Origin of the sequence: Parabacteroides sp. PFB2-10, from assembly GCF_029893085.1 — a bacterium.
In the GTDB taxonomy this organism is placed as follows: Bacteria; Bacteroidota; Bacteroidia; order Bacteroidales; family Tannerellaceae; genus QVMG01.
Map to the genome: position 1 here is coordinate 17,077 of NZ_JARXWI010000014.1, position 12,818 is coordinate 29,894.

The following is a 12,818-nucleotide window of genomic DNA, read 5'->3' on the forward strand; positions in this document are numbered from 1 at the left end:
GATTAATCTGCAAATGTCCAGTCTTTAGTCTGATTAGGAGCTCTAAAACTCGGATTTGTTCCATAGACTGTTTGGATTGCGACAATCAATGCGTGAAGGAATGTAACGTAGTGATGTTTTTTCACCTGGTTACCAGCCCCCATGATTGTCTCTCCACTGGTTTCATTATTCATCACAGCATGCGTATCTGCGTACTTTTCGCCTAGGAAATGTCTTGTCAGCTCATAATGAGTCGTTGCAGTACCTTTGATCGCACGTAAAGGGGCGCAATTACCCCACTTCTTCTCATATTTGTTATACCACTGAAACACCCCATTATGAATTCGGTACGTTGCATACATAAATTTAAAATTCTTACGACCATCATTAGAAACCATTTTATTTGCTACCACATCATACACTTTAAATCCTCTTTTTCTGATTCGCCGGAAAAAGCTTTCTACTGTAACTTGGTATTCATCATCTAATCCTAACATGTGACCAGCTTCGTGTGCATATACATTATACTGGTTATTGAAATGTGTTCGAGAAGAATTATCGGTATCACTATTCGGAAGTAAGTTGTTGTTCTCACCCAAATAGTGTTTGGTCTCATTGTATGCGCTACTTGATAGAGTCACGTGCCCGGCAAATGGGTTCACGGAGCTATTACTAAGTTTATTATTCCCTGTCATTCTAAAGAATGCGCTTGCTGCATCCGGAGTCTCTTCAACTCGAACCATAACAGAAACATTATTCAGCCAATCCCATTTATTCTCTCGAGCCTTATGGGTCGTTGCCGTTGTCTTAAAGGCGTGTTTATTACTCCAAGTTTGATGAACAACTCGTTTAAACAGCTCTCTTTCATTATCGGATAACGCTCTTTGTGTTCTGAAATTAACGGTGTTATTTGCATAGTACTCCTTCGGGATAAAGAAAACTGGAAGAGTAATTAGCAATTGTTTGGCCATAGGGGTATAGGATACTAAAAAATGTCCGGCTATATTTTTATATCCCCTTTTATAACTTTGGGATGCAAAGGCATTGAAGTAATTATCATTAGTTCCTAAGGGTATGGGTCTTCTTTGGATAGGGGAATTCAGCGTTATTTCATAATTATTAACTGCTTTTTGCCTTGTCGGATGGTAGGTGAGAGCCCTTCCTCCCATCTCATCTGCTTCGCGTTCCAGCCCCTGATCATCATTCACTTGTACGCCTTTCATTTGCATTGTCGGCTGCACGCGGCCCTGTTTTTGCTGGACAACGTGCCAGGCTTCGTGGGGGAGATGTTGTTCCTGACCGGGGGCTACGTGGATATGGCTGCCTTGGGTGTATGCCAAGGCTTGGAACTGGGCGGGTTGTGAGGAGTTGAAATGCACCCGCACATCGTCCATACTGTACCCCGAGAGAGCCTCCACGCCCGACTTCAGGTTGTCGGGCAGGCCGGTCTGGTTGCTTTTCATTTGGAGAGGCTCTTCTTCCTCTTCGGCCTCACGCTGGACGACACCTCCCTTGTAGGCTTGTAATACGGCCTCGCTTGCAGGGGATTGTTGGGACTTCATCTGAAGAGGTTCTTCCTCCTCTTCTGTTTCACGCTGGACAACACCCTCTTTGTAGGCTTGTAATACCGCAGCATTTGCAGGGGATTGTTGGGGCTTCATCTGCAGCGGCTCTTCCTCCTCGTCTGCTTCGCGTTGGATAATACCCTCTTTGTAGGCCTGCAACACAGCGGTTGCAGGCGGCTGATGGGTCTTTCCGCTCTTGGCCTGCAACGTATGTGAAACCGCTTCAGGCTTTTTCTCCTGGGTTTTCATAAGGCGATGGTTTTAGAAACGGAATTCTTTCCGCTTGAAAAAGAAATAACCTCCTCCGGCAAGTAGAATCAGTACCAGGAGGCTTATCCATATCCAGTTGTTATTGCTTTTTATTTTATCAATCGTTCTTGGTTCTACAGGCGCGACATATTCTACGCCCCACACCTCGAAACGATACAAACGGACGGTCTCTTTAGCAGGTAATTTAGCTATAAAGCGAACATAACGCCCTTTGATAGGATCGATGCTGTTGCGTTTATAGTTCTCGTCCTGCCCTTCGGCGGTTACCACTTGAATCCAATCCGACTGCCTGGGGTTTTCGTCATTGATGGTTTCAGATACAGAAATGAAATAGTCTGCGATATTTGGAAATTTCGGACGCAACGCTTTGGAGTCAATGATCCGGAATTCGGAAATCATACACATCTTTTTCAGGTCGATAATAAACTCGGGATTTGGTCCTTTCTCCGCCCAATGATCATCCTCCAACACGGCGGTTTCGCATGAAAACAATTTTGAGACAGGCCAATCTTCACTAGAATTTTGGGGATAAATGACCTTCGCCCTGCAACTGAGAACCGTCGGTTCTTGTTGTTGGTTTGCCTCAACAGTGTTTTGTGCTGACAGTGACAGCGACAGAAACAACATACTTAATAGAATACATACTTTTTTCATTGTGCTTAATTTTAATTTGTTATTCATTTGTTTACTTATTTATTATCTCCATTTCACATAGATAGGCGCTTCCATCCAGGGAAAGCGAATAGGTGTATAACTCCAAGGGATCGTATCCAACAACATATCGTAGGCCTTTTCTTCGACTGTCAGATGCCATCCGTTCTCTTTTTGCTCTAATACACCGTTGCGTATCAGAAAGGCTTCGCGCAAAGACTGTAGGGAGGTGTTCTTCATTTTCTGCCATTGTTGCCCGCATGCGGCAAGCAATGATTCGCAAGTCTCCGCTTCGTATTGGGAAATCTCCACCGATGCGGGCAGACTCTCCGCCGTAAGAGGGAAGCCGGTCAATAGTTTGTTGAGTGGAAGAGCATACTCCGCCCATTTCTGCTCGTCCGGATAGAGCAGATGTTGCAACAGAAAGATCGCCTGTATCTGCTTTTCTATATGGACGAATTGCCCCTCTTCAATATAATGCAATCGCTTAAACAGGGGAGAAAAGAAAGGGGAAAGCAATACCAAGCCGGCATTTTCAATATGAATACGTCTGTCCTTTTCAACTGCTTGCTTGCTTTCTTCCGTATTCAACAAAGGGGAAGCATGCCATTTGAATGCCTTCTTGTCCTTTATCTCCTCCCGGCCGAAGGCCAGGCGGCTTGTTTTTCCGGCTGTCTTTTCGAGTTGTTTGGCAGCAGTCTCTTCACCTTCTTCTGAAGATGGGGAACTGCCAGGATGCTTCTCTCCTTCTATTTCCTTGAGATGGATAGCCTCTTTCTCTTCAATCTCTTCTTTACGTAGGCTATTCGCCCCGATATTCTTTTCTCTCTCCTCGTCGGGATCGTCCGTGTTAATAAGATCCTTTACCGATAAGGGAGATTCCTGTTCTTCGTTTTCTGTAAACTCCTTACGTTCTCCGTCTGCCTTCGCAGCGAAAGGAGTCTCTTGGCTCTCTTGTTTTTGTATGATATCTTCCGTATCCCTCTCTCCGGCTATCTTATTTGCTCTATCTATAATTTGAGCATCCGGTGTCTGACTCTTTTGTTCTCTGTCTTCTGCCTTTGAATCCGGCGTAGAAACAGTTGGCGAAGCGGTTCCGCTATTCTGTTTCTCGGACAAGGTAGTTGGTTCCTTTTGTTGTTTGTTATCCTCTTCGATATTGCTTCCAGCCATTCTTGCCTTTTCCCTTTCTTGCTCGAGAAACCTCTCTTCTTCTTCCCGTTGTTGTTGCTGTTGCTTTATCCGTAGCAAAGACAACTCTTCCAAGTTCTCTTTTTCTTTGCTGAAAATAGCTTTTTCGTCCGGTGAATTCGCGGAAAATGGACTTTCACCGGCTGATAACTCCTCCTGGATATCGGACAAGAGCATCAATAAACTGTGATGACTTTCCGTCTCACCCGCCTTTTTCAGGTAAAGAAACAGGGAACGCAGTAAGATCTCTTTGTCTAAGTTGTAATGAGCCGCCAGGTCGGAAAGCGTTTTATGTATAAATTGTTTGCGCGAGAAGCTGCTACTGCCATCATACAAGAGGTAAGACAGAACGAACAACCAGACGACCGTCCGGTAATCGCTCTGCGCTATCTGATGATATTCCGACGTGGGTTGCGTCTGAATCACCGTCCGGGTGTATGTAACAATGAAAGAACTCTCGCTTGGCAGAAGCTGTTCGGTGACATCTTCCAGCTCCTGATCGGCATACTGCATCACAAAGCGCCTCCGGAAGGTGGTATGATGCCATTGCTCGGCAAGGATCTCCCGTATGCCCGGCTTCTCTTGGGTTTGCAGGATGGATCGCAGAAGCGTGGATGACCGCTTTTCGTTGGCCGAAGCAACCATGCCCGATGGGAAATAACCATTCAAAAGGAAAAACAGGAATAGCTCCTTTTCATGGAAACTTTGTGGTATGATGCGTATCTCCTGCTGGAAAGGATCCTGTTGTTTGTATAGGAGAGCTGTGAATTTCTCTTGCAAGGCACGAGCCAAAAGAATTGGAAATTTCTCGTAAAACTCCTCTTCGGCAATCGGCCCTATCTCCAGATCGAGGCCGTTAATCTCCATTACCTCCTGTTCACTGTCGTACCTGTCCAATATGTCATCGATCACTTTTTCCACGGAATGGCGGCAAAAAGAATCCCATCCCCCATAAAGTTCATGGGCGAAGGATCGGTTTTCCATCCGAAAATCCATAGAAAGTGTGTCGATCGTAATCATTTTCGTTCCCGCATCTGTATGATAAATTCTTTTAAATTCTCCGCATCGCATTCGGCAAAGCCGGTTTTACAGCCCTCATACAAGGACTTAAACCGGGCGGACTCCTCCTTGTCGAGCCATTGCACGGTGACATCCAGATGTGCCGGGATGCGTTGGTAGATCAATGTTTCCAACCCTTCCCGGAACCGGTTGTCCATCATACGGGGTGTTGCCCCATAGACCAATACGGTGAGGCTTAGTTCAATAGGAAACACCGGCGGCACGTAATTCTCGCTCCGGATAGGCTCTGTCAGGTGGCGAAAGAAGATATGTTCCACCACAGTGAGCTCTTCCCGATCGGTCAAACCAAGTAATGTGCGGATGTATCGCTCCAATCCCCAATATTCCCCCGGGTTCAGGTAAGAGGCCTTGTGTTTGTCTCTGCCCCATTGAGGCACCTGTTTCAGGAACTCTGTCCGGCGTATGAGTGCTTTCTCCTCCTCTTCCGGTTCGCCTTCCGGTGTCAATATGAAGTCGGGATGGCTATTTACCCCGTATAATTTATCCAGGTTATTCAATAATTTCTTCTTAAGCTCGACCCCTCTTTTGTGGGGCAGCTCCGTGTTCAGCCGGAACCAACGAGGCGCATCTTGCAACTCTTGCAGGCCCATTTCGACCAATTTATCGAACAAACCGAGGTATGCCTTCAGTTGTTCCGCCTGCCGTATGCGTTCGGGCGGACTGTCTTTGGAAATACCCCAGTCGTTTACGCCATAAATCCGGGGCAGGTCATGCCGTGCCGGGTAGTGATTGAATATAGCCCGGAACGAGCCGGCCGGATAATCCGAGAGATGATCGTCGAGGTAGTCACTGATATTCGACAGGTGTTGACGCCCATTGGTTCGGGTAGTCACTGAAACTTCGACCACATCCAGTTCTTCGCATAGATTCCGGTGGTTATAATACAATTCTTTTATCTTTTCCCGGATCTTTTCATACTCACCGGGAGGAACCGACGGATGCGCCTCTGCTTTGATGTCATAGATGCCCCGGCGACCGGATCGGGCAGGAGTCATTTTTAGTTTGCAAAGCTCGGGTATATGTCTTAAGAATAATTGCGTGTACTCCGTTGGCGTGATGGGGTCGGAATCAGATATGGCGGCGGAACTTAACAGCCCAATTTCATCGGGAGAAAAGGACTGTTGCTCCGTGTTAAGATAGTCCTCCAGGTTGTAATGGAGCTTATAATCGACATCTGTTAATACATAATTCAGGACATCATTCAGTGTCACACCCGGGTCGTGGGCATGAAAATCAGTCCATATCTTCCCGGAAAGATCTTGTAGTCTCTCCAGGGTATCCTTCTGCAGAATAGGATACAAATGCTCGGCACTTTCTTCCTGTCGGATGTCTATCATATTATTGAAATATCAAATTGTCAAAAACGCGGGAGTTTTTTTCCGAACTCCCGGGACTTTTTTCACAAACTCCCGGGAGAAACATTTTTTAACGTATCATATTGTAAAGCAAAATGGCGATTTTGCTTACATTTTGTCAAATCGGTTTCTCGCCTTTTAATAGAGTTCATTGACATGAACATCCATCATGATATTGTTCCCCAGATTCTTGTGTGAACGAATGCGTAACACGCATCCACCCTCTTTTGGAAACCATTTGACCTGAATCTTGGAAGCTCCGATCGTTTTCCAACTGTAATTTTTTTTGCGCACCCGTATAGGGCTGTTGTCATACTGAGTGGCGATCACCTTCGTAAGTGCGAAATTAAAATTGTTGAAGGTTTCGCATCCGGCAATAATCTCATAGGCTTTCGGCCCTTTTGAACCGGCGATGATATCGTGCCACTGTCCGTCGGCCGCGATCTTGCTCGAACCGGAATGTTTTCCGAGGAAGGAGTTCGCGTAGATGGTTCCGTTGACAATCACGTCATTACCCGCTCCCAGCTCGATTTTCTTATTGGGATGGAGGGTTAGGATTTTGCAGTCGTCTTGGCCACCCCGGATGATCAGACATTCATTTTTGTCCATAGCAATCTTCCAGACCGGCTGTTTGTCGATAACTCTTTTCTTAAACTCAATGGCGGCATCGTTTTCTTGCTCTGTGGCTAATTCTAATTTTCCCGCGATATGGTCGTCAACAATATTGACCATCGAATCGATCAGATCCGCGAAGTCCTCAGAGGTAGGCTTCTGGCCGGCTCCGAAGTATTTTTTTAGCTCATCGCGCGTTTTTTGTTTGGTGAAATCTTTCATTGTAGTTGAATTTATGTTTTAATGATGAATGTATTATCTATTTCCAATTCGCCGGTTCCAAACTCCTTGGTATACTCTTCGGGCGAGCAGGTAAACAATAGGTGCTCTTTCGACGGCACCTGTATGTACCAGGGATGGGATGCCCGGATAGGAACATGAGCCTGTTCTTCGGTGAATTCGAGTATTTTTCTGTTTTCGGAGCCTTCCAGGCCATTCGTTATGATGGAGTTCATGACAACAATCAGTGATAGCTGATGTACGGTCTCGATCTCCGGTTGATCTTCCAAGAGTTCTCTCACTTCATGCACAGAAATGGTATGCCCAAACACCGGCAATGTCCCGTTCTCCAGCCAGGGAGCGATATAGGCATTGAGCATGCTGCGCAGCTTTTTCAAGAAGGGGCTCTGGTAGGTGCCGGGGCGCAGGGTGATATTAGACCGGACAATGACCTCTTCGAAAACCGGATTGATCACATCGATGGTCACGAAAGGATTTACATGTTGCTGGAGCTTATCTTCGATGTCGAACAACTGGTTGTAAGGGCATAAAGGAAGCCTGCCGTCGGGCTGTTGCTGCATGACGACTAAGGTGACCACCCCTTTTCTGTCGTTGTTTTTCGTATCGCAGGCCGGGAAGCATTTTACTTTGCTGAGGAAGGGAAATAGTTCCAACACAAAGCGTTCGTAATCCTCCGCGGTAGCCGGTTTTTTCCGGAACAGCGCCTGGTTGGACGAACGGAACAACATCCCGTTCAGGGACTCCTTTTCCGTTCCGCCCAGGCTGCTTCTCAATTGCATGATACTGCTGATCCCCGGGATTGTCCGCTGCGTATTTTGGATGGTTCCGGCAGGAATGCTTTCCGTTCCAGACGGGCTTTCCGGCAGATCGCTCAATACGGCTCGGAGAGGGATCACATGCAAAAAGATGCCATATATGGTAGGGTAGTTTAAGTGATTCTTGGGAAAAGCGGCATAGAGCCAGAAAAGCCCTTCTTTATCTAAGTAAGCGGATTGTATCTTGCTCGGCAGGCGCAACTCGATGATACCGCTGTTCAGGAAATTCCCGGTTGAATCGCGAACGACTGCCTCATCGCTCAACTGCACCCACTGCCTCCCATCGTGGAAGAACCAGCTGATAGAAGAGAGGCTTTGCTTATCGAATTCCTCCTTGGAAGGGATCAATTCGGCAAACAGGCGGATCGTGTCATACCCCGTTGCATGGGAAAAGGCGAATTGCAGGAATCCCTCTTCCTGGGGACCATCGACCAACACAAAAGAGTCGCCCTTGATCGGCCGGTTGTTTTTGGTGGCGATCGGGCTGATATGGTATATCCGTGTATTGCCCGCTATCTCCCGGGAGGAGAGCGTGATGGATTCTTCCGCCTGGTATTGCAATTCCATATTGTCGATCGTTGGGGTGAACGGCTGTTGCAATAGCGTGATCTCTTCCTTGTTTCCCCGTTTGATCAGGTTGTTGACGAACAGGTTCTGGTAGAGCGTAGCGCCAAACCCGCAGTCGGGCTCGTCCAGTACCATGCGGATAAAACCGGTGTTCACACTACCATATCGGTAGTTGTCGGCAGATATTCCGGTCAATACGGGCATATTCTTATTCAGGTTCCAGCTGATCCGGCTCTCAGGCAGGAGATTCCGATGCCGGGACGACAAAGCAAACAGGGGCGTATTTTCCGAAGAGGTAGCTGTCCAGTTCTTATTTCTCAGGTATTCGGTGCGTACACGGAAAGACTCGTTGGTGATGCGTTTGCCGTAGTCCGCGTAATAACTTTCAAATCCTCCGTCGATATCAGGCAGTTGCTGCCATTTGCAGGTGATCGCTACCTCGGTAAGTGGTTTGCAGAATGCCTCTTTATATCCGGCAATCATCCAGGAACCTCTTTCCGCCTGCACGCCAAAGGGGAAGAAAGAGGAGTGAGGGTTTTGCTGCCCGTTCTCGTTATATACCTCTAAGGAGGTGATCCCTTTGACTTCGTTCTGTATACAGAGACGGGAGAAATAGAGTTTGCTGGCCCAGGAATAGGGAAATATTGGTGCGTCACGGTTGATCAGAATGTTCAGCGCAGGCATACAGCTGTCGACCCCGTGCCGCTGTTCCACACACGGCTGCGGGATGGGAAAATCATAATCCAACACAAAAGAGAGCGCCAGATAGTCCTCCCGGTCTTCGGATACATATTTGAGTTCGTAGGCTGCTATATTCTTCCAGCCCTCTTCCGTGCTGATCTCTAAGTAGAAGGCTTTGTTAAGCAGGCGGTAATAGATATTCCTCTCCCGCTCGATGCTTCCGGAGAAGTCGGTCGCGTACTGGCGGAAGAACTGAACCGAGTCGGGCGTCAGATAGAGGTTGACGGATACGGTACGGTAGCCCTCCTGTAACTGGAACATAGGCGATTCGACCCGCAGTCCCGAGGTGACAAAGAAATGCTTCTCGTCCCTTTTCGCATGAAGGTCGAAGAGCGTTTCCGGTTCCTGGTAGGCATCGGTATGAATACTTTTCTTCAGAATCGTGTTGACAAAGCGAAGCTTTTGGTTGTCGACATACATCTCTTCCTGCTTGAAGAGGATCGAAGAGACAGATTCCAACTTTAGGCGGGTGATAGCAACCTCTTCCGTGCTATAGTAGCAAAAGTCGGTTCCATCGTCGTTCTTGCCAGCCACAAAAGGGGTCTGTTCGGGGATAATGATGTCATCAGCCTCTTCCCGTTTATTAACCACCACCCAGGTTTGATCCGGGATAGCGGGATAAGGTCTTTTATGCAGGATGTTCCATACATAAAACTCAGAAAGCCTTTTCCAGATCGGGTTGAATTGGGAAACGATCTGGCTATAATGGCGGATAAAGAGATCCAGGGTGGCCAATGCCGGATCGGTGATGCCTGCCTGTTCGATCTCATAGCGAAACTCCGCATAGCCCGACTGCAAAATAATAAGCGATTCGACAGGCGGCTGATGGCTTTTATGCAAATGGGCGAGTACCTGATATAATTTCAGATCCGGGTTATGGCGAAGGAGTTTGTACCAATCGTTCAGTTTTTGTCCGATCTCTTCGGGGTCACCGGTTGTCGGTTGTGTTTTGATCTGTTCGAGAATAAACAGTGCCTGATAGCGCATCAGCTCGGGAAACGTAGCCGTTTCGCCATTTGTCAGTGGGAAAAGAACCGACTTCGCGTATTCCATCAGGGAGGCGAACAACCGGGAATAGTCGCTATCCAGCACTTCGACAGGCTCTGGCGCGCAGGCTTTGTCGATATACTCTTCCCGACCGGGACTGTCTATATAATATAATTTATTCTTCATTTACACCTTTAATGAATAGATAAAGCTGTCTGCTGTATTGGTTTCCAGTACCCAGTAATCGATTTGTATCTGCCAGACCCCGTCGAGGATCTCCGCTTCCCGGATGCTTACCCGCTCCAGTTCGATCCGGGGTTCATACAGGAGGATTGCCTCTTCGATATTTTTTTCAATATGCACCCGGGTCGTGAGCGAAGCAGGCTCGAACAGCATCTCTTTGAAGGAAAAGCCATAGTCAGGGCGATGTACTCTTTCCAAAGGAAGAGTAGAGAAGAGAATATAAAGGCTTTGCTTTATATTTTCGTCGCCTGTTACCATGCGTGTCGGGTTCTCCCCTTTTACAAATTCGGGGGGGAAGCCCCAGCTTTTCTCCGTGAATGTATTCCTATTATTCTCCATGTGTGCTGTTTATTCGTTTTAACCTCCGATCATCACCGTAGGGCAACCGAGAACGACGCTGCCGCCATGTGCCGTCATATCGCCTAAACGGGCAGCGGGCTTGCCTCCGATCATCACGGTAGCCGACCCTTTTACGATGGTGTCGGGAGGGCCTGTGCATATACAGGAATCACCCACTACGGCAGCGGGCAAGCTCCCTATCAATACATTGGCCACGCCGGGGCCTACCACCGGTCCGCCCACATGGGGGATGGGAGGTACACCCGGTGTTTGCATCGGGCATACATGCATATCTGTTATTCTGGCTGCTGGAGGCACTTCTTTAATTGTTAGTTGATAATTGATAATGGATAATTATTTACAGTCCACTATCAATCATCTATTGTTTATTATCAATTATCAATTATCCATTATCAATTGATCATTACCATCCCCCCCTTCACTGTTGTCTTGAGGGAACCGGAAAGCTCTGCCATATTTCCTTTCAGTGTCAGGTTTACTTTGGCATTGGCTTTTACATTTGTTCCATCCATCGCGATATCCGAAGAGGATGATTTTATATCTATTTTGGAAACAGCATCCACCTGAATATTTCCTTTGGCTTTGAGGATGATGTCTTTTTCCGATTGCATTGTGATGCCGTTGCTGTCCATCAACAGGCTGTTTTTGTTCTGATCCGCGATCTGAATAAACTTATCCTTATCGTTGATCTCTATCTTATTACCAGCCGGCGTATGAACGGTAATGATCTTGTCTTTATCGTTCATTTCAATGGTCAGCTTCTCGCGGGTAACGATTGTTTTTATGTCGTTCTTCTCTGTTAACTCCACCGGCGGCATGTTTTTGCTGCTGTACAAACTGCCTAACACCACCGGATAGCAGGGATCATTATTCAAAAAGCCGATCAACACCTCGTCTTCGACCTCCGGAACAAACAGAATTCCCTGCTCTTTGCCGGCATAGGGAGAGGCAAACCGCGCCCATATCTCGTTCTTCTCCCCGTTGAGGAGCGGAATCTCGATCAACAAACGAAACTCTTGTGTCGGATCTTTGATCAGTTGTTTCACCTTCCCGATGTGCAACCCCTGAATGCCCGGCAGGAAGCCGGAAGCCATCGGGGCGGTTACGTCGGGTTGTTCGGTGATCAGATAGCGGGGAAGCCCGATGCCAACACGCGTTGTCCAGTGGTGTTCATCGAGGGTGTGCTCCACCGAACCGATAAAGACATCTCCGTCAAAGCGTTTGCCTAAGCCATCTATAGCGATTAGCTTGCCCGGTTTCACCTCCGCGTTCCCGCTGATCGTGAAGTGTCCTTTATAGCGCGACAGGCTTGCTTTCAGCGCCAGGGCGTCCGCCCAGGTCTTAAGTGATTCCTTTTCTACGCTTGCATTGGTTTGATAAGTAAGCTTGTTTTTATTGAAGGCGGAAAGCGCTTTGGGCGACAGGTCTCCCTGTTTGTTCGATTCCGCCGGTTTTGCCTTCTCCTGAATGATCTTTTGTTCGGTATGGTTCCAGGCAACGGTGTTCACCTCCGCGTATTGATCAGAGAGGGAGAGCGTCGCGTTGAAATCGAAAAAGTCCGTGTCGTGTGACACTTCCAATACCGGTTTGTCGGTAATTTTGGGCTCTTCCACCACCACCTCTTTGCCGGAGGTGATCACGATCAACCCATTCGCATCTGCCCGTGAGAGCACAAAGTCCCAATCCGTGCAATAATACTGCGTGAGGGCTATATGTTTTATCTGTGTATTGGCAGTTTTTAGGGAGATGTCGCTGTAGTTGGCGAATATGCGTTTGATGATATCACTGTCTTTACTGTTCTCAAAGATCGCGTTTTTGCGACCGAGGGTAGCCAGGTAAGCATAATGGCGGCATTCGACCGTCAGTATATGCCCCTGCTCTTTGCTGACCTGTATCTCTGTGGACAAGACAAACCCTTCAAAAAGAATCTCCTCTTTCTCTTCGCGTTGTATGCCGATCCGGATGTCGGCTCCCTGTTTGAATGTATCCGCATCACTCATCACGAACGGATTAACTTCCGATTCTCCGGAATACAACCGGAGGGTTGCTTTTCCGATATGGTTTACCTCCGTGCGTATGGAGGCGCGGGAAAGTTGGAATGAATCAGGGATTTTCGTTCCGTTACTATAGATTACGCAAGTGGATATGGTGTCGTTTGTCAT

Annotated in this window: 9 protein-coding genes; all 9 read right to left on the reverse strand. The window is 47.6% G+C overall.

Features of this window, described 5'->3' with window-relative positions; translation table 11 throughout:
* Nucleotides 1–2: 2 nt before the first annotated feature.
* Nucleotides 3–1,793, reverse strand: coding sequence for a DUF4157 domain-containing protein (locus tag M2137_RS11650; RefSeq protein WP_280766617.1), 1,791 nt, complete (start codon nucleotides 1,791–1,793; stop codon nucleotides 3–5).
* A gap of 12 nt (nucleotides 1,794–1,805) precedes the next feature.
* Nucleotides 1,806–2,285 carry an LPXTG cell wall anchor domain-containing protein gene (locus M2137_RS11655; RefSeq protein WP_280766618.1) on the reverse strand — a complete coding sequence of 160 codons (480 nt, stop codon included), beginning with the start codon at nucleotides 2,283–2,285 and terminating at the stop codon, nucleotides 1,806–1,808.
* A 225-nt stretch (nucleotides 2,286–2,510) separates the two neighbouring features.
* The gene (locus M2137_RS11660) at nucleotides 2,511–4,676 is read right to left on the reverse strand and encodes a contractile injection system tape measure protein (protein ID WP_280766619.1); all 2,166 of its coding nucleotides are present in this window, start codon (nucleotides 4,674–4,676) and stop codon (nucleotides 2,511–2,513) included.
* Nucleotides 4,673–6,073: a hypothetical protein gene (locus M2137_RS11665; protein WP_280766620.1), complete on the reverse strand. Its 1,401-nt coding sequence runs from the start codon at nucleotides 6,071–6,073 to the stop codon at nucleotides 4,673–4,675. The genes M2137_RS11660 and M2137_RS11665 overlap by 4 nt, the downstream gene beginning before the upstream one ends.
* Before the next feature lie 156 nt (nucleotides 6,074–6,229).
* Entirely contained in the window at nucleotides 6,230–6,925 is a 696-nt protein-coding gene (locus tag M2137_RS11670; protein WP_280766621.1) for a hypothetical protein, read from the reverse strand.
* A gap of 11 nt (nucleotides 6,926–6,936) precedes the next feature.
* Nucleotides 6,937–10,239: a hypothetical protein gene (locus tag M2137_RS11675; protein WP_280766622.1), complete on the reverse strand. Its 3,303-nt coding sequence runs from the start codon at nucleotides 10,237–10,239 to the stop codon at nucleotides 6,937–6,939.
* Nucleotides 10,240–10,635 carry a GPW/gp25 family protein gene (locus M2137_RS11680; RefSeq protein ID WP_280766623.1) on the reverse strand — a complete coding sequence of 132 codons (396 nt, stop codon included), beginning with the start codon at nucleotides 10,633–10,635 and terminating at the stop codon, nucleotides 10,240–10,242. It abuts the gene before it with no gap.
* A gap of 18 nt (nucleotides 10,636–10,653) precedes the next feature.
* On the reverse strand, nucleotides 10,654–10,953 hold the full coding sequence (locus M2137_RS11685) for a PAAR domain-containing protein (protein ID WP_280766624.1): 300 nt from the start codon (nucleotides 10,951–10,953) through the stop codon (nucleotides 10,654–10,656).
* A gap of 95 nt (nucleotides 10,954–11,048) precedes the next feature.
* Entirely contained in the window at nucleotides 11,049–12,818 is a 1,770-nt protein-coding gene (gene vgrG / locus M2137_RS11690) for a type VI secretion system tip protein VgrG (RefSeq protein WP_280766625.1), read from the reverse strand.